The organism is Actinomadura scrupuli (assembly GCF_050971785.1).
Taxonomy (GTDB): domain Bacteria; phylum Actinomycetota; class Actinomycetes; order Streptosporangiales; family Streptosporangiaceae; genus Actinomadura_E; species Actinomadura_E scrupuli.
In genome coordinates this window covers 125,382-142,125 of sequence record NZ_JBPCCU010000010.1, presented here as the reverse complement: position 1 = coordinate 142,125, position 16,744 = coordinate 125,382, and the positions used below count along the sequence as shown (strand labels likewise).

The following is a 16,744-nucleotide window of genomic DNA, read 5'->3' as shown; positions in this document are numbered from 1 at the left end:
CCCCTTGGAAGGAAAATCATGCAGTTGTCCACCCCCCGGCGCCTCCTCGCCGGTGCAGCGATAGCCGCGATGCTGCCGTTGGCGGGCTGTTCCAGCGACGCACCCGAGACGACGGCATCACCCGGCGCGGCCAAGAGCACAGCCAAGAAGAACACCGGAGAGCAGTCGAAGTTCTTCGTCCAGGCCGACTACGACGCGCAGCTCGCGATGCGCAGCCAGGTTCCGCAGGGCCCTTCGGACAAACCATGGGAACAGCACATCGGCGCCCAGATGGTGAGCACCGCCAAGTACAAGAAGGCGGGCCCGTACAACCTGTGCTTCTCCAACGCGGCGGTCAACAACCCATGGCGTCAGGTCGGCTGGAAGACCATGCAGGCCGAGGTGGCTCTGCACAAGGAGATCAAGAAGTTCACGCACCTCGACGCTGAGGGCAAGGACGACAAGCAGATCTCCGACATCGCCGACCTGCAGGGCAAGAACTGCGACGCCCTGATCATCTCGCCGAACACCACGGCCACGCTCACTCCGGCCGTCTCCGGCGCGTGCCCGAAGGTCCCGGTGATCGTGTTCGACCGCGGTGTGGGCACCGACTGCCCGGTGACGTTCATCAAACCGATCGGCGGTTACGCCTTCGGCGCGGACGCCGCCGAGTTCCTCATCGAGAAGGTGAAGCCCGGCGGGAAGGTCCTCGCGCTGCGGATCCTGCCCGGCGTCGACGTGCTGGAGACCCGCTGGTCGGCCGCGAAGGTCGCCTTCGACAAGAGCCGGCTCGATGTCGTCGGCGTCGAGTTCACCGATGGCGACGCGGCCAAGACCAAGTCCATCGTCAGCGACTACATCCACCGGCACGGCAAGATCGACGGCATCTGGATGGACGCCGGCGCGACGGCCGTCGCCGCGATCGAGGCGTTCGAGGACGAGGGCGTTCCGGTTCCGCCGATCAACGGCGAGGACCAGCAGGACTTCTTGCAGAAGTGGAAGGACTCCAAGCTCACCGCGCTGGCGCCCACGTACCCGACGTACCAGTGGCGCACGCCGATCATCGCAGCGCTGAAGATGCTCAAGGGAGAGGACCTGCCGAAGGTCTGGAACCTGCCCCAGCCGAAGATCACTGAGTCCAACCTGGCGACCTACCTCAAGCCCAACATGCCGCCGCTGCACTACGCACTCTGCGGCTGCGAGACCCTGCCCGGCTTCCCGCAGAAGTGGGGCGGCAAGTAGATGAACCCGATCGGCGTCAACACCTGGGTATGGACCTCGCCGCTCACCGACGGGGACCTGGCCGTGCTGGCGCCCCGGATCGCCCACTGGGGGTTCGACGTGATCGAACTCCCAGTGGAGCAGCCGGGTGACTGGAACCCGGCGGCCGCCTCCGAGCTGTTGGACGACCTGGGCCTCGCGACCTCGGTCGTCCTGGTCATGCCGCCGGGCCGCGAACTCGTCGCCGCGCCGTCCGTCGCCGAGACCCAGGACTACCTGCGGCACTGCGTGGACGTCGCGGTGACCGTCGGCGCCCCGGCGGTCAGCGGACCGGCGTACGCGTCGGTCGGGCGGACCTGGCGGATGGACGCCGACGAGCGCAAGGCCGTCTACGCCGAGCTGAAGGAGAACCTGAAGCCCGTCGTCGACTACGCGGCGGAGCGCGGCGTCAAGATCGGCGTGGAACCGCTCAACCGGTACGAGACCAGCGTCATCAACACCGTCGAACAGGCCCTTGAGGCCCTGCCGGAAGACTGCGGTCTCGCCCTCGACACCTACCACCTCAACATCGAAGAGAAGAGTCCGGTCCAGGCGGTCCGGACGGCCGGAGCAAGGATCGCCCACGTCCAGGTATGCGGCACCGACCGGGGCGCGCCCGGTGCCGACCATTTCGATTGGACGGGTTTCTCCGGCGCCGTCCGGGACGTGAATTATGGGGGCACGCTCGTCATCGAATCCTTCACAGCGGAGAACGCGACCATCGCGACCGCGGCCTCCATCTGGCGTCCGCTGGCCCGCAGCCAGGACGCCATCGCCACCGATGGACTCGCTTTCCTGCAAGGCCTCATGCACTGATCCGTGGCGATCCGGTTTGGTGAACTGGCCCGATGTCGAACTTCCTTGTTGGAATCATGTCTGGAGAAATTCGATGCCCCGTCTTTCCGGGTGATTTCCCTGACGTCAATGCCGTAGTGGATCAATACGAATTGGATATCGGGCCTTGACGTCCTCTCTTGGTGACTATTCATCGCTGAGAACGCGCTGGCAGGTGGGCTCTGGCGGTGGCCTTGGCCGGTCGGCGTGTACGTGCGCCGGCGTCGAATGGGTGGGTTCGGCCGTCGGTCGTTCCCCGGCAACAACGCCGCCGTGATGTTTGCTCGATGTTTGCTCGTACGCCGTGGATCATCGCGGTACCGTCCGGCAGTGATCGGCATGGAAATTCGCCGAAACCCGCACGGCGCGACACGAAGCAACACCGCCGATCAGCGTCCGACACCGATCGGTACGGCTGCAGCGGGTCTCATAATCCATCGGTCGCGGGTTCGAGTCCCGCCCGCCCCACCTATTCTGACCTGGGAGTATCCAATTTTTGTCTGATATGCCAGTGTCGGGTTTCGGATGATTTGTTTTCCGTGTTTGCTCCATGTTTGCTCGTGGGGTCGGGCCGGGGTTGATCATGGCTCCGTGGGCGGTCCCGGGCGGTCGATGTTTCATCGGGTACGCAGTGATGGGGCGGCGGTGGCTGTTGCGTCCGACCGGTCGGTATAGGGCACCAGCGCCGCACGATGTGATGAGCGGCGTTGGTCGCCCCGCCGTGCGGGCATGGGGTCACCTCCATCTTGATACAGGGAGGCAGGCCGGTTTTCGTGTCGGGCAGTGCCGGATGCTGCCGGGTCGTTCCGTGGCGTACGAGCGGACATCGGTGACCGCCGGTCAACGCAGGTTCCGGGCGGGTCGGCCGATGGGTCGTCTTGCCCGTGCACGGGTTCGAACCCCCAGCGGGGAGCCACACAGACCCGTGCTCAATCGGGGCCAGACCAATGGCTGCGTGGGTCACCATCGGAGCCGATTCGCCCTGGTGTGATGGGCATAGGGCGCTGTGCTCAGCCATGGGCGAGCCGGACGCGGTGGCCTTCTGCGGTGTCGCCGAAGTCGCGTTCATCGTCGTCGCGGAAGCGTTTGTAGAACCATTCGGGTACTCGGGCGGGGTCTAGGCGGGTGCGGAGGACGCCGTCCTGTACATCGCGGGCCACGTTGCGTAGGCGGTGCCATTCGGTGTCGGGCACGGGGCCAGGGCGCCCGTTGTTCAGTTCGGTGTTGACGACCTTGGCGAGTCGTTCGCGTTCATCGGCTACCTTGCGCTGGCTGGACCAGATCTCGTAGGCGATCTGGTAGGCGGCAAGGGAGGGGATGAAGAAGCTGAGGAGGGTGTCGAGCAGTGTGGTGTTCGCGACCGCGAGACCGACGATCAGACCGATGGCGGTCCACAGGAGTGCGGTGGTGGCGATGAGGTGGCTGTAGCGGCGGCGGAGGCGGGCGTCCCAGGCGAGGTTCTGTTCCTGGGCGATGAAGACGTCGTAGGGGTGGTGGACGTCGTGGGTGGGGTCGTACCAGCCGTCGGTGATGCGCTTGTCCTTCTTGCCATCCTGGGGGAGTTGGCGTGCGAGGCGGCGGACGTCTGGGCCGGGGATCGGGTCGCCGGCGACGGTGGCGCGCCAGGGCATGTGGAACAAGGCGGTGTCGAACATCTCCTGGAGCAGGGCGCCTTGGCGGGCGGTGTTCCCGGCGAGGCCCTTGAGCAGGAACGTGGAGACGATGAACCAGAAGAACCCGACGATCGAGATCACGGTCCGGCCATGGCCGATCAGCGTGATTAGGACACCGGCGGCGGCGAGCGCGACGGCGGCGTCGATGCGGACGGCCTCGAAGAGCTGGCCACGTTGGTGACTTGCCGCCGCGGCGCGCTGCAGGAGCAGCATGTCGTCGTCGAGCTGCCGTTCGTGGATGGCCCGGGAGGGTATCCCGCGAACGCCGGCGGGATCGGTGGAGAGGTTCATGGCTTGGCCATCCGGTTCCCGAAGAGCTTCTTCCACTCGTCGTAGGCGGCGCGGTCTTGGCCGTCGTCCTCCAGGTCGACCGCCCGCTCGGCGATGGCGCGGGCCCGGTTGAGCGTGTTGGCCGCGGTGAGTTTCTGGGTGGCGTTCATGACAGCGTTGACGTCGCCGCCGAGACCGGCAGGGTCGGGCCACTCGTCGCCGATGCGTTCGGCGGCGGTGGCCAGGAACAGCACGATCTCGTCCTGGTAGCGCTCGATCGGTGGCTTCACCAGAGACTGGGCCATGACCTCTAGCAGGAAGGAGGGCGAGACGGGTTCGCCGAGCTCGCGGTTGATGCCCTTGATCATCTTGACGAAGGGCACGTACTTGCCGTTGCAGTCGGCGTTCTTGGCGATGCTCAGCTCGTGGTGGCGCTTAGGGTTGGTCGCGAGCCAGTCGCCTGCCGAGGGGTTGGGGATGTAGTAGCCGCCGTCCTTCCGTTTGAAGGCGGGGACCACGTCGATGGACATGACCTCGTCGTCGGCGCCGTAGGGGATGACGACCGCCATGCCGTCGCGCGCGGCGGCGCTCCACTTCTGGCGCAGCAGGGTCTCCAGGGCGTTGATGACCTGGATGGGGGCCTGGTCTCGAAAGCCGGCCTGGGACCCGTCGGCGTCGAGGACGACGAAGATGTCGATGTCTTTGAGCTTCTTGGTCTTGGTGTCGCGCCGATAGCTGCCGGTGAGAAAGTTGTCGGCGAGGTCCCAGTGCGACTTGACGAAGTCGCGGATAACCTCGTGCCGTGCCTTGGCCACGTTCTGCTCGGTCTGAGTGATCTCCAGGTTGTGCTTGAGCTTGGCGAAGGCGTCGTCGATGTATCCCATAGCGGTGTTCCTGCTCGTGGTCTCAGTTGTGGTAGTACCGCATGCCGGTCGAGGCGTGCGGGGCGGAGCCGAGGGTGCCGAAGGTGATGCCGCGCAGACCGTCGGTGCTCGCCCGCCGGCCGGGGCCCCAGCCCGGTTGCGGGGTGCGTGGCCCGTTGAAGGTGCAGAACAGCCGGTAGGTGGTGCCAGCGGGCACCCGGTCGAGCTTGGCCCGGAACCGGGCGAGCCGGGCACGAGAAGCGGTGAACTCGGCGTTGCCGTCGCCGGAGGTCGTGTAGGACACCGGGAACTCGATCACCGGCACCACGGCACCCGAAGGCTGGTGACATTCGAGGACGACCGTGTCGAGAGAGCCCTCCTTGATCCACGCTTTGATCGCGTTCTCGTTCTGCACCCACTCGCGGCGCAGCCGGTCCATGTTGATCCCCAAGTCGGCGAGGATGTCGGTGATGGCGCCGAGGATGATGTCGGTCAGGTGCGTGGCGGTGTGGGTCCGGGTGTAGCTGTAGGTGTGGGTGGAGGTCATCGCTGGGTCACCGCCCGGCGGAGGGCCTCACGGTCGATCAGCGGACCCGAGGCGGCGGCCTTCGTTTCCGGGGCAGGCGGGGCGGCGTCGGACAACCGAGCGTGCCCGTTCGCGGCGGCCTTTACCTGCTCCTGAAGCGGGGCGAGGGACGGGAGGTGGATCGTGAAGTCATCGGCGCCCGTCGCGCCGGGGACGGGGTTGAGGTTCTCCTCCAGTGCTATCGCCGCCGTGCCGGACACCGTGGTGATCTGGCAGTGCACCCTGCCGGCCACAAGGGTGATCGGGTGCTTGTGCAGGTGCCCTCCCGCGATCAGCATCCGCCCCATCGCCTCGGCGGCCGACATCGCCTGCACCGCCTCGTCGCGAGACAGTGAGGAGGACTGTGCCACGGTGTCCGCAACGAGATCCGCGATCACCGTCCAGGTCGCGCTGGCACTGCGTACGGGCGAGGCCGCCACCTCCCTAGTGCGCAACACGGGCCACCTCCGGCCGGTTCGTCTGCGCGACGGCGTTGCGCACCGCGGCGGCTAGGTCGTCTTCGGTGAGGCTGCCGGGGTCGAGCACCGTGTCCAGTCGCTGAGCCAAGGCTTCGAAGACCACCTTGCGCGTGCGGCGGCCGTCCAACCCGTCCGCGGCCTCGGCGATGCGGCTCATCGCCGATGAGCGCGCCAGATCACCCAGCGCCGGGTACTTGTCGGCGAGCGTGAGCAGCGTGGAGGCCAGGATCTCCCGGAGCGCCTCGGGCCCCGGGAGCGGGACGAGGATAGCGGCATCGGAGCGGGAGAGGAACGCCTCGTCCAGAGCGGTGGTGAAGTTGCTGGTCGCGATGAAGAACAGGTGTGGGTGCCCGGCGGCGTTGAGGTCCAGCGCCGTGACTACCGCGTCGGTGGCGCGGTGGACATCGGCCGGGTTGGCGGCCAACGAGGCCGCCGAGCGGGCGACCGCCATCGACTCGACCTCGTCGAGGATCACCACGGTCGGCACGCCGTCCGAAGCCAGCCCCGGCACGTACTCGCCGAGCAGCTCGCTGACCCGCTGCTGCGACTGCCCGTGCTCGGCGCTCATCAGCCCGTGCGGGTTGATCTCGATCCGCCGCACTTCGCCGCCGGGAACGAAGCGCGCGACCTGCGCCGGCAGACCGCGCGCCAGGGTGGTCTTGCCGGTGCCGGGCGGCCCGTAGAGCGTGCACAACCCGTGCAACGCCGTCACCGCGAACGGCAGGTCAGGCCGGACGAGCAGCGACAACAAGGTCTGGTTCCGCAACCGCTCCTTGATCGCCTCCGGCACCACGATGGCGTCCCACAGCGCGGCCTCCGCCGAGTCGGCGGTGACCACCTCCTCCGACAGCACGCACTCCTGAACCTTCATCCCCTCAACTCCGTCCCCCATACGCGGCAGATCGCCTCAGATTTAAACAAGATCTTCTTTAACTTGGGTAGGCTACACGACGGAGTGGACATGCACTCGACATACTTCACTCGGGCGTGTCCTGGTGAGGCTGAGCTACTTGACCGCCTGGTAACCAAGGTGTGCCTAAGATGCCGGTGGAGCATCAAGATCGAGAATCGTTCGCTGATCGGCGGACATGGACTGGCGCGGAGACGAGCGACGTGAACGACCCGCAACTGGACCCCGGCGACATCGCGGCCCTGTTCGATCGGGCCAGATTGCGGATGGCGCGTGAACTTCGCGGCCTTACCCAGGTGCAACTGGCGCGGGAAGTCGGCTCCGTCACCGCCGCCTCGGTCAGCCAGTTCGAGAACGGACACACCAGACCCGCCGCGTCGACGCTTCGCCGCCTCGCGGTCGCGTTGCGGGTGCCGCCGACCTTCTTTGCCGCACCGGCCCGCCCCCCCGCTCAAGACCAGGTCAACGGGTTCTTCCGCAGTCTTCGATCAACCTCCCCTCGAGATCGCCATCAAGCTCTCGCTTACGTGCACCTCGCACGGGAACTTGCGCTCGAGCTCGAAAAGCACGTCGCGTTGCCGGACCTCAACCTGCCGCGTATCCCGATTGACGAAGGGCAGCCACTTCAGCCCGCCGACATCGAACAAGCGGCGGCCCAGGTCCGCGACCATTGGAGCGTGCCAAGCGGCCCGGTTCACGACGTCGTACGACTGCTGGAGATGAGCGGAATCATCGTCGTCCGTTTCCACGTCAGCATCGAAAAGGTTGACGCATTCTGCGTCGACTTCCCCGACCGGCCCGTCGTCGCTCTCGGGGCCGACAAGGGCCTGCGTGACCGCTCTCGCTTCGATGCAGCCCACGAACTAGGCCACCTGGTCCTGCACGGCGTCTCGGGAGAAATAGGGGACAAAACCACGGAAGCGCAAGCTCACGAGTTCGCCGCCGCATTCCTCATGCCGGTTGACGACATCAAACCCGAACTCCCGGATCGACTTGACTGGCCCGCGTTTCTCCGTTTGAAAGCAAAATGGCACGTCTCGATCGCAGCTCTTCTGGTTAGAGCGAAAACGCTCGGCGTCATGAGCGAACACACCTACGCACAGGGATGGAAAACCCTGTCCGCGCGAGGCTGGAGAAAAATAGAGCCAGGCTCTCTTGGGAACCCGGAGGTCCCGGTTCTCCTGCAACGTGCACTAGAACTTATGGAAACGACCGGCCTTTCCTTTGACGATTTTCTCAATCGTTCCGGACTCCCAAAAGCAGATGTTCGGGCTCTACTCAGTCGGGATATCAGCGAACGGCCCAGAGTAGAGTTCTGATTTTATGGGCCGACCAGTCAATACCCGAGGTTCGGAGATCACAGCCGATACAGTGACGCCGTTTGGAGCTGGAGAGTGCTTGGGTGAGTCGTTGTAATACCTCTTAACTGCCCGCTTCCGTTTACCGGGAGATGGTCGCTAGGCCGAGGACGGCGTCTACGAGGCGGGGGCATCATGATCTGCGGCATACTGCGGGTTCGATGAGGTTGTCGACGTGATCGGTGCCGACCACGACCGATGGCGATCAGGCAGGCTGGGACTCGATGGAGAGGACCTGAGCAGCCAGGTCCCGAGTGACATCGCCGTCCCGCGTGCTGCTGTGCCGGTCAGTCGCTTGCAGGTCCGGGTACTGGCGCCGGATTTCGGCGGCGACGATCGAGGTTGGGAACCAGGCGGGTGCACATTCGATGTGGGTATCGATACTGAGTAGTTGACTCCAATCGTTGCCAATCCAGCGCACCGCCGAGAATAGTGCTTGCTTCCCTTAGACGTCGTTTCATTTGGGTTTGTCGTAGTGTGCTGCGGTGTCGATCGTGGAGCGTTTGGTTCCCGATGAGTTGTGGGAGCTGTTTCAGCGGGTGGTGCCGCAAGCGCCGTCCCGGCCGCAGGGCGGGGGCCGGCGGCGGCATTCGGATCGTCAGGTGCTGGCCGCGATCGTGTTCGTGGCCACCTCGGGTTGTACGTGGCGGCAGCTCCCGCCGGTGTTCGAGGCGTCCTGGCAGACGGTATACCGGCGGTTCGCCGAGTGGAGCGCCGCCCGAGTGTGGGCCAAGCTGCACCGGGTGGTCCTGGACGAACTCGGTGCGCGGGGCGAGCTGGACTGGTCGCGGTGCGCGATCGACTCCGTCAGCATCCGCGCCACGAAAAAGGGGAGCTGACAGGCCCGAATCCTGTCGACCGCGGCACGTTCGGGTCGAAGATCCATCTGATCGTCGACCGTGCCGGACTGCCGCTGTCTGTCGGGATCTCCGCCGCCAACACCCACGACAGCCAGGCCCTGCAACCACTCATACGAGGGATCCCGCCGATCCGCTCCCCTCGCGGCCCCCGCCGCCGAAGACCCGGCAAGCTCCACGCGGACAAGGGCTACGACTACAACCACCTGCGAAGATGGCTGAGCAGCCGCGGAATCACCCATCGCATCGCCCGGCGAGGCATCGAATCCTCCCAGCGCCTGGGCCGCCACAGGTGGGTGGTCGAACGCACGATGTCATGGCTGAACGGCTTCCGCCGACTACACCGCCGCTACGAACGCAAACCCGAACACTTCCTGGCCTTCGCCGCCATAGCCGCCGCCTTCATCTGCCACCGCCAACTTGCCAAATGAAACGACGTCTAAAACCGGTCATGCCTACCCGACGGGGGCGCCATGATCAGACTGCTTCGGAACGAGACGTCTAGCCATACAGGGCCTGGCCGACCCGCCAGGCCGTAGCTGGAGGACCGAGGACTCCAGGGCTCTGATGGTCGAGCACTACCACCAGTACTTGTGGACCTCCACCAGCCGCAACGGGCGGCCTTACGCGGACGGGCCCATCGCGGGATACATGCGGTGCACACCCGCCTGCTCGCCAAGTGGCTCGACACCAACGAGGGTTTCCCGGCTCGTCGGAGTGCGGGAGGCATCGGGGTCGGTGCCAGCCCAGGGAGGCCAGGACAGCGCAAGGAGGCCGCCCCTCATCTATGGCCGCAGGCCCGATGAGATGATTTGCGGTCGCTCTTTAAAGCGTCCTCGCCAGTCTGGAAGTCCGCCTACTACTGGAGGGCGGCTGACAGCAGGGGAATTCCGTCCGGGTATTCCAAACAGGCTTGAATAAGGCAGAAAATGTCCAGAACGGGTTCTGGCTGGCGGGCGACGATGAGGTCTGGCGGCAGCGCCCCGATTACTCTGGCACGGGATGCCGTGGTTCGCAGAGCGGGGAGGGTCAGGAGCCGCCGAGCCAGGGCCAGCTGGTCGCGGGTCTGATGGGCACCCCCTTCCAGGCCGTCCACGAGCGTGATGAGCTCGGGGGCGGAGGCACCGAAGAGGCGGACCCAGCCTGTCGTGTCGGTCTCCTTGATCACCACGTGTAGGGGGGCGAAGATTGCGGGATCGCTGAGGCCACCGGGGTCCTGGCGGATCACAGTGTTATAGAGACGGTCGGAGATTATGAGGGCTAGGCGGGCACGCGTCTCAGTGATGCGCCGTTTGAGCGCCGGGGCGTCTAGCAGGCGGAACGCCTCGATGATGGCGTGACCGGTGATGCCGTACTCGTCCTGGTAGACCTCGCCCGCGTGGACGCTGACGCGCAACCGCAGGCTGGCCGCTTCGGCGGCGACCTCGTGCTGGCGGCGTAGCTCGGCGTCGATGTAATCGGCGAGTGGCGCGACCATGGTCCCCGCTCGGACGCCTGGAGGGGCGACGGCGAGCAGGCCGTCGCCCCGGTCCTCCGTGTGGCACTCCGACAGCGAAATCCCTGAGGCGGCGAAGGCGGTGCCTACTCGGGTGTGGAGCTCGGCGCGCAGGTGGCCCTGTATGGAGTCGGTCCTGGCGTGGTGACCGAATCCTACGATGTCGCAGGCGAAGATCACTCGGTGTCCGGCAAAAAGTGACATTGATTCAACAACCTCCATCTTTGTGTCATCGCAATGGTCATTATCCAGAAACGGTGTCTATAGAGCTTTTATCCGTTTTGTCTTAACTTCTCTGGATGGGGAAGGGTGCTGATTCCTGAACAATTATCCGATCTCCCTGCATTGGTTCTGTACTCTTGCCACCCTTTGAAGGTCATGCGGGGGTTGACGCCACCAGGGCGCGCGCTGCATCATTGTGAATCATCTTGCATCATATGGGGTCAGGCTCCGCGAGCTGCGCGCGGAGCTTCGGACGCTCGACGGGAGGCTGCCGCATGGTCTTAGACACTGAGGAGGCGGATGCCGAGCTCTCCATCCGCGAAAAGCTCGCCACCGAACTGCAGGTCCTGCGCCGGATGTCGGGGCTGTCCGGTCGTGAGATGGCACGGCGCATCGGGATCAGCCAGTCGAAGGTGTCGCGCATTGAGTCCGGTCACACCCTGCCCACCCTCGAAGAGGTCAACGGCTGGGCCGACGCCGTCGCCGCCTCGTCGGGTCAGCGTCGCTGGCTGGTCACCTGCACCGAGGCCGCCTTCACCGAGGTGACCACATGGCGTACGAGCTTGCGCGGCCGGCCTCACCTCCAGGATGTCGTCCAGAGCAGCGAGAGCGCGGCACGGCGCCTGGAAGTGTTCCAGCCGTCCGTCGTGCCGGGACTGCTCCAGACTCCGCAGTACGCCCACCAGATCTTCGCCATTCAGCGCGACATGCCCTACGGCAAGGAACAGCTCGCCCAGGCCATCGCTGGCCGGCTGAGCCGTCAGCTCGCGCTCTACGATGAGAACCGCCAATTCGACTTCCTCATCACCGAGGCGGCCCTGCGCTGGCGCCCGGGCCCCAGCGAGGTGCTGCTCGCTCAGCTCGACAGGATCGCGGCGCTGAGCACCCTCGACAACGTCAGTATCGGGCTGATTCCGCAAGACGCCCACGGTACGCCCTACGCCTCGCACGCCTTCACGATCCTGTACCCATCCGACGGTGAGCCGCATGTTTCAGTCGAGACGATCCACGCCCGGCTGACGGTCGACGTGGTCGAGGACGTCCGGCTGTACCAGAGCCGCTGGGAGCAGTTGCGAGAGGCCGCGCGGTACGACGAGGACGCGAGGGCCTTCCTCGGCGCACTGCGGTCGGGCCTTGACGCCTCTGGGGGGAATGATGGCTTCCGAAGGTAGGCCGACGTGGGAGGTGCCCGAGCCGGAGGGCGACGGCACCTCCCACGTCAGAGCATCACAGGCTGAACTCGCCGCTGCGGACACCGGCCAGGAACGCTTCCCACTCCGAGCCGCTGAAGAACAGGCTCGGACCGTCCGGGTCCTTGGAATCCCGCAGCGACACGACGGTCACGAACGCTACCTCGACGCATTCGCCGTAGCCCTCGCTCGCGGTGCTCCTGATCCATTCGGCGTCCAGCGTGAACTTCGGGTGCATGGTCATCTCCGGTCCCTTTCCGTCCTGCGAGGCTCGGCGCCTCGCTGGCATCAAAGGTGCCGACGGGACGGGAGAAGGTTCAGGGGAAGTAACCGGGGTCGTTCCGGGGAGGTCGGATGGCACTGAAGCGGGTGCGCTTCCGCTTACTCAAGGAGGTGACGGCCGAATCAGGTGGGCACGAGGTCTTCCTCGGGCATCCGCGCGAGCGACTCCTGCTCGCGATACTGCTGATCGCTGACGGAACACCGCTCACCGTAGACCGGCTTGTTGACCGGTTCTGGCTGCCACATGATCCGCCTGACACCGCGCGCGAGCTCATCCGTGAGTACATGAAGAAACTGCGCGGCCGTCTCACCGCGGTCGGCGCCAGCGACCTGATCCCGCGCGGAGCGGGCGGATACCGCGTCGACGTTCCGCGCGAGGACGTTGACCTGCACCGCTTCCACGACGGGCTCCGGCACGCGCGCGCCGCGTCCGACCCGCGTGCCGCCATCTCGCACTACCGGGCCGCGCTGGCCGAGTGGGGCGACGGTCCCCGGACTGGGGACGAGGCCCTCGCCGGGCTTCCCGGCGAATGGGCCGCCACGACGCGGCAGGCGCTGGCCGAAGACCACCACGCAGCCCGCATTGCCTGCCTCGAACTCGAACTCGGTCTTGGCGAGCACCAGCGATTGATTCCCGAACTGTACCGGGCCGTCGAGCAGGGCCCGGTGGACGAGAAGTTCGCCGAACTGCTGATGCTCGCCCTCTACCGCGCCGGCCGCACCGCTGACGCACTCGAGGCCTTCGAACGCGTGCGGCTCCGTCTCGACGAGCAGATCGAGGCACCGCCCGGCCACACCCTCACCGACCTCCACAGGCGCATCCAGTGGGACGACCCCGCGCTGCGCCTGCCAGAGTCCGCCCCAGGAGTGCAGATGACCAACGATCCTGCCGCCCTCGCCACCGACGCGGCCGAGCTCGTCGCCGCGGGAAGCCGGCCCGGGGCCGCCGTCCCCGCCGCCGGGCGGCTGGTGGAGACGCTTGAAGGCAGGCTCGTCGAACCGGCGGAACGGGCCGCCCTGGCCTGGGTCCGCGACTCCCCAGACGACCCCGAGGCGGTGGCCTCCCTTGCCGCACGCCTGCTACGGCTCCTGAGCGAGGACGCCGAGTTCACCCGGCAGGTTGCCCGGCTGGTCGACCAGGCCGCTCCGATCGAGTACGGCAAAGCGAGTGTCCGAGCCGACACGATCGAGAAGTTGACGATCTTCCAGGAGAAGGTCCAGATCAGCGGCGACATGAACTTCTAGGACCTGAGGAACTCATCATGACCGATCCACCGGAGCAGTCCGGCGACGCGGGTCATCACCGTGCCGGCGGCGAACGCGGCCCCGCAGCCCCGCCGCCCAAGGAGGAGAAGGCCCCCGAGCCGGAACACACGCCGGAGGAGCGCCGGGCCGAAGAGGAGCGCAGGAAGGCCGAGGAGGAACGGGACGAAGCGGTCAAGGGCCTGCGAGAATCCGAGGACCCTCGGTCGCGCGCCGAGTCCGCTCAGATCAACGCGATCCTCAAAGAGGCCTTCCGCCGATTTGGGCAGCGCGGCCCCGACGTCCATATGAAGGTCAACTTCTTTCAGGACTCCGTGGAGTTCGGTGGTGGCCTCAACATGGGCGGTGGCTCCACCCCGGCACCCGGCGGAGGGGGCGAGCTCGATGCGGCCTGGGTGAAGGCACACGTCGAGCACTTCGTCCGGCCCGCGGAGTTCGACGCCACCTTGCGGATTCTCACCGAGCACCGGCTCGTGCTTCTCGCCGACGTACCCGGCGCCGGCTGCACCGCAGCCGCGATCAACCTGCTGACGTCGGCGTCCAGCAGGAGCGGGACCTGCTACCAGATCCCCGCGTCCGCCGAGCTGGCGGCCGCGTCCTGGGAGCCTCCCACGAAGGAGATGGCCTACCTGGTCGACCTCAGCGACCCATCCGATGCTTCACCGGTGCGGGCCGCGGACCTCGGCGGCGGCTGGATCGAGCGGATCGCCGCTCGGCTCCGGACCGCCGACAGCCACATGGTGGTGCTGACCGGCCCGGCCGACGGCGCGCTCGCCGACGCGTCGATGCACTCCCCGTGCGTGGTGAGCTCCCTCGGCGCGCTCGACCTGATGGAGGTCGTCGTTCGTCGCGTGCTCGGCAGGAGTCCGAGCACGGCCGAACGCGGCAGGCTCGTCGACCAGGTGACCGCCGGCGGGGGTGCCGCCCTCCTCGCCGAGTGGTCCGAGCCGCGGGTCGCCGTCCACCTCGCCGACGCGCTGCGCGCGGGGGATGACCTCGCCACGGTGGTCGCCCAGTTGCGGGACTCGGCGCCGCGGGTGCGCAGCTGGTTCGGCCGTCAGCGCGACCCCGCTGCGATGGCCTTCGCGCTGGCCGCCGCCATGCTCGAAGACGCCACCTACCTGACCGTCTCGGACGCCGCCGCCGAGCTGCACAGACTGCTCGTCCCCAGCCCCGGGGACGTGCGGCCGCCCAGGCTGCGATTTCGCGAACGGCTCGGCTCCGACCCCCGGTGGATCGTACTGAGGGTGGCTGCGCGGCGCGGCGACCCCGAGCGCGTCCGGTTCACCGATGCGACACTGCGCGAGGCCGTTCTGGAGTATGCCTGGCTTCACCTCGACGGTGAGCGCGAGGCACTGCTGCGGTGGATCCGCAGGCTCATCAACGACCCCGACTTCGAGGTGCGGACGAGCACTGCCGTGTCGATGAGCCTGTTCGCCCGCCACGACCACGTGCACGCGGTCCGCCGTTACCTGCGCCCGTGGGCGGCCGACGACAGCGAACGCGTCCGTGAGTCCGCCGCCATGACGATGGCGATGCTCGGTGCCGACCCCGACCTCACCGACATCGTTTGGAAAGAACTCGACCTGTGGACCGACGAGGTCAACCCGCGGCTGCGGCTTCGTACCACCGCCGCGGCCACGGTCGGCGGGCCACTGGGCGCCGATCGCCCCGAGCACGCGTTCCGGATCCTGCGGTGCGGGCTCGACGACGACACGTGGCGTGGTCTCGGCGCCACCGCGGACGGGGTCGGCAGGCTGATAGAGCTGGAGTGCGACACAGAGGCTCTGCGGGCGCTCGTCGAGTGGTCGGACCCGGTCGGAGACCCGGAGATCGTTCAGCAGGCATTGCTGATCTTCGTTTTCACCGTCTTCGCGCCGTTGCCCTGGACCCGCGAGCCTGAAGGGGCTCCGGGCGCCCCATTGGTGATCGCCGACCACGGGCGCAACCGGCGGCGGCTGACCCGGCTGCTCGGCCGGGCGCTCGGTGACGAGACTGCCCGCGACTACGCGCTGACGGCGCTGCGCCGCTGTTTCTCCGACCACGCCGACCACGACGCGCGCGCCCGGGAGGCGCTGAGCGAACTCCTGCTCGGCGTCGCCGCTCTCAACCCCCGTCAGGCCAAACGGATCACCTATCACCTCGACCGCTGGGCGCGGGATCCCGTCCGGCCGTCCCCCGGCGCGAAGGCCGTCCACGCGGCGTTGACGCACTCGACCTCGACGAGGACCCCGAAATGATGCGACCCCCCACCACCTACGACCCGATCATCGAGATCAAGACTCTGACCCTGTTGCGGCTGCTCAGCCCGCTGAAGGCGCCGAACGCCGGCAGCGCGCTGGTGCTGCTCCCGTACGAGGGCGCGCCGGTCTCCTTCCGGCACGGCGAGCCCATCCCGTCCTCGCACATGGGCGCCTACCAGTACAGCTATCTGGTGAACCTGACGGAGTACCAGTTGACGTTCGACTCCTCGCTGGTCACCAACGATCCGAGCTTCTCCTTCCATTCGCGGGTCACGCTGGTGTGCCGGGTCGCTGATCCGGCGGTGGTGGTCACCCGGGGCATCCGCGACGTGACCGCCGCGCTCAGCCCCCCGATCCATCAGTGGATGCGGAAGATCGCACGGACCTTCGACATCTCCCAATTCCACCAGGCCGAGCAGGCACTCAACATGGCGTTCGAGTCGATCACCGGCGACGCCGCCTTCCGTTTGCGCAGCGTCCAGGTCGAACTGATCGTCGACCCGGCGGTCAACCTCGCCAACGGCCAGGATTACCGCAAGGTCAGGCGCGACAATCGCCTGCGGGCCATGCAACGCGACAACAATCTCGGCATGCTGCGCCGGGACGGAGCCGAGGGTCTGCTGGCCGAGATGCTGGAGACCCGGGGTCCGGCGGCCGTCCTTGACTGGATCGCGGGCGCCGAGCTCACTGAACGCGAGGAACTGCGCAAGACCCTCGACACGGTGATGGGCGCTTCCGGCCGCAGACGCGAGGAGTTCGACTTCGCCGATGCCGAGCAGTCGATCATGCGCCGGATGGACGAGGGGTCCAGCGTGGCGTTCGGCGGCACCGGGTCCAGCCGGGTCCGCCGGGCCAGGCGCGGGATCGAGGACGGCGGTCCGGTCTACGGGGCCCGGCTGCACGACGAGGAGCCGCCGCTCGAGGATGACGAGCTCGACGACGCTCCATCTCCTACGCCGAGCCGGGTGCGGCCACCTCGCGACGAGCGCTGAGGGGGCCGG

15 protein-coding genes are annotated in these 16,744 nt (G+C 66.9%); 8 read left to right on the top strand and 7 right to left on the bottom strand.

All coding sequences use genetic code 11. The annotated features are described in order from the left end of the window. Positions 1-24: 24 nt before the first annotated feature. Both ACRYCC_RS34985 and ACRYCC_RS34980 read left to right on the top strand, forming a co-directional pair. A complete protein-coding gene (locus ACRYCC_RS34985) occupies positions 25-1,221 on the top strand; it encodes a substrate-binding domain-containing protein (protein ID WP_433818452.1) in 1,197 nt (398 codons plus the stop codon). Next, positions 1,222-2,055, top strand: coding sequence for a sugar phosphate isomerase/epimerase family protein (locus tag ACRYCC_RS34980; protein WP_433818181.1), 834 nt, complete (start codon positions 1,222-1,224; stop codon positions 2,053-2,055). It abuts the gene before it with no gap. 1,028 nt (positions 2,056-3,083) lie between these two features. On the opposite strand, the gene ACRYCC_RS34975 is transcribed toward ACRYCC_RS34980, so the two are convergent. From ACRYCC_RS34975 to ACRYCC_RS34955, 5 genes are read right to left on the bottom strand one after another with little or no spacing between them, the layout of a single operon-like run. Next, on the bottom strand, positions 3,084-4,037 hold the full coding sequence (locus ACRYCC_RS34975; RefSeq protein ID WP_433818180.1) for an S-4TM family putative pore-forming effector: 954 nt from the start codon (positions 4,035-4,037) through the stop codon (positions 3,084-3,086). Next, entirely contained in the window at positions 4,034-4,900 is an 867-nt protein-coding gene (locus ACRYCC_RS34970) for a CBASS oligonucleotide cyclase (RefSeq protein WP_433818179.1), read from the bottom strand. Before ACRYCC_RS34970 ends, ACRYCC_RS34975 begins: the two co-directional genes overlap by 4 nt. A gap of 22 nt (positions 4,901-4,922) precedes the next feature. Next, on the bottom strand, positions 4,923-5,426 hold the full coding sequence (locus tag ACRYCC_RS34965) for a hypothetical protein (protein ID WP_433818178.1): 504 nt from the start codon (positions 5,424-5,426) through the stop codon (positions 4,923-4,925). After that, on the bottom strand, positions 5,423-5,899 hold the full coding sequence (locus ACRYCC_RS34960) for a hypothetical protein (RefSeq protein WP_433818177.1): 477 nt from the start codon (positions 5,897-5,899) through the stop codon (positions 5,423-5,425). The genes ACRYCC_RS34965 and ACRYCC_RS34960 overlap by 4 nt, the downstream gene beginning before the upstream one ends. Then, positions 5,889-6,794, bottom strand: a complete 906-nt coding sequence (locus ACRYCC_RS34955) for an AAA family ATPase (protein ID WP_433818176.1) — start codon at positions 6,792-6,794, stop codon at positions 5,889-5,891. The genes ACRYCC_RS34960 and ACRYCC_RS34955 overlap by 11 nt, the downstream gene beginning before the upstream one ends. Before the next feature lie 170 nt (positions 6,795-6,964). Between ACRYCC_RS34955 and ACRYCC_RS34950 the strand changes: the two genes are divergently transcribed. Both ACRYCC_RS34950 and ACRYCC_RS34945 read left to right on the top strand, forming a co-directional pair. Beyond that, complete coding sequence (locus ACRYCC_RS34950; protein ID WP_433818175.1) at positions 6,965-8,152, top strand: helix-turn-helix domain-containing protein; 1,188 nt, start codon at positions 6,965-6,967, stop codon at positions 8,150-8,152. Positions 8,153-8,685: 533 nt separating this feature from the next. Next, positions 8,686-9,479, top strand: a protein-coding gene (locus ACRYCC_RS34945) for an IS5 family transposase (RefSeq protein ID WP_433818450.1) whose coding sequence is annotated in 2 segments (ribosomal slippage) — positions 8,686-9,019 and positions 9,019-9,479 — 795 coding nt in all. Because the reading frame shifts where the segments join, the coding sequence is not laid out codon by codon here. Between the two features lie 428 nt (positions 9,480-9,907). On the opposite strand, the gene ACRYCC_RS34940 is transcribed toward ACRYCC_RS34945, so the two are convergent. After that, complete coding sequence (locus tag ACRYCC_RS34940) at positions 9,908-10,765, bottom strand: effector-associated domain 2-containing protein (RefSeq protein WP_433818174.1); 858 nt, start codon at positions 10,763-10,765, stop codon at positions 9,908-9,910. 275 nt (positions 10,766-11,040) lie between these two features. On the opposite strand from ACRYCC_RS34940, the gene ACRYCC_RS34935 reads away from it, so the two are divergent. Continuing rightward, the gene (locus tag ACRYCC_RS34935) at positions 11,041-11,937 is read left to right on the top strand and encodes a helix-turn-helix domain-containing protein (protein ID WP_433818173.1); all 897 of its coding nucleotides are present in this window, start codon (positions 11,041-11,043) and stop codon (positions 11,935-11,937) included. A gap of 55 nt (positions 11,938-11,992) precedes the next feature. Here the strand turns inward: ACRYCC_RS34935 and ACRYCC_RS34930 are convergent, their stop codons facing one another. Then, positions 11,993-12,199, bottom strand: coding sequence for a DUF397 domain-containing protein (locus ACRYCC_RS34930; protein WP_433818172.1), 207 nt, complete (start codon positions 12,197-12,199; stop codon positions 11,993-11,995). 110 nt (positions 12,200-12,309) lie between these two features. On the opposite strand from ACRYCC_RS34930, the gene ACRYCC_RS34925 reads away from it, so the two are divergent. From ACRYCC_RS34925 to ACRYCC_RS34915, 3 genes are read left to right on the top strand one after another with little or no spacing between them, the layout of a single operon-like run. After that, positions 12,310-13,482, top strand: coding sequence for an AfsR/SARP family transcriptional regulator (locus ACRYCC_RS34925; protein ID WP_433818171.1), 1,173 nt, complete (start codon positions 12,310-12,312; stop codon positions 13,480-13,482). A gap of 17 nt (positions 13,483-13,499) precedes the next feature. Continuing rightward, positions 13,500-15,740 (top strand): hypothetical protein, encoded by a 2,241-nt coding sequence (locus ACRYCC_RS34920; protein WP_433818170.1) that lies wholly within the window; start codon positions 13,500-13,502, stop codon positions 15,738-15,740. Further along, positions 15,737-16,735, top strand: coding sequence for a hypothetical protein (locus tag ACRYCC_RS34915; protein ID WP_433818169.1), 999 nt, complete (start codon positions 15,737-15,739; stop codon positions 16,733-16,735). Before ACRYCC_RS34920 ends, ACRYCC_RS34915 begins: the two co-directional genes overlap by 4 nt. Positions 16,736-16,744: the final 9 nt, after the last annotated feature.

Coding starts and splice junctions, on each gene's coding strand:
- ACRYCC_RS34920 (WP_433818170.1), top strand. CDS start 13,500: ATGACCGATCCACCGGAGCAGTCCGGCGACGCGGGTCATCACCGTGCC.
- ACRYCC_RS34930 (WP_433818172.1), bottom strand. CDS start 12,199: ATGACCATGCACCCGAAGTTCACGCTGGACGCCGAATGGATCAGGAGC.
- ACRYCC_RS34970 (WP_433818179.1), bottom strand. CDS start 4,900: ATGGGATACATCGACGACGCCTTCGCCAAGCTCAAGCACAACCTGGAG.
- ACRYCC_RS34955 (WP_433818176.1), bottom strand. CDS start 6,794: ATGAAGGTTCAGGAGTGCGTGCTGTCGGAGGAGGTGGTCACCGCCGAC.
- ACRYCC_RS34940 (WP_433818174.1), bottom strand. CDS start 10,765: ATGGAGGTTGTTGAATCAATGTCACTTTTTGCCGGACACCGAGTGATC.
- ACRYCC_RS34965 (WP_433818178.1), bottom strand. CDS start 5,426: ATGACCTCCACCCACACCTACAGCTACACCCGGACCCACACCGCCACG.
- ACRYCC_RS34935 (WP_433818173.1), top strand. CDS start 11,041: ATGGTCTTAGACACTGAGGAGGCGGATGCCGAGCTCTCCATCCGCGAA.
- ACRYCC_RS34925 (WP_433818171.1), top strand. CDS start 12,310: ATGGCACTGAAGCGGGTGCGCTTCCGCTTACTCAAGGAGGTGACGGCC.
- ACRYCC_RS34950 (WP_433818175.1), top strand. CDS start 6,965: ATGCCGGTGGAGCATCAAGATCGAGAATCGTTCGCTGATCGGCGGACA.
- ACRYCC_RS34975 (WP_433818180.1), bottom strand. CDS start 4,037: ATGAACCTCTCCACCGATCCCGCCGGCGTTCGCGGGATACCCTCCCGG.
- ACRYCC_RS34915 (WP_433818169.1), top strand. CDS start 15,737: ATGATGCGACCCCCCACCACCTACGACCCGATCATCGAGATCAAGACT.
- ACRYCC_RS34980 (WP_433818181.1), top strand. CDS start 1,222: ATGAACCCGATCGGCGTCAACACCTGGGTATGGACCTCGCCGCTCACC.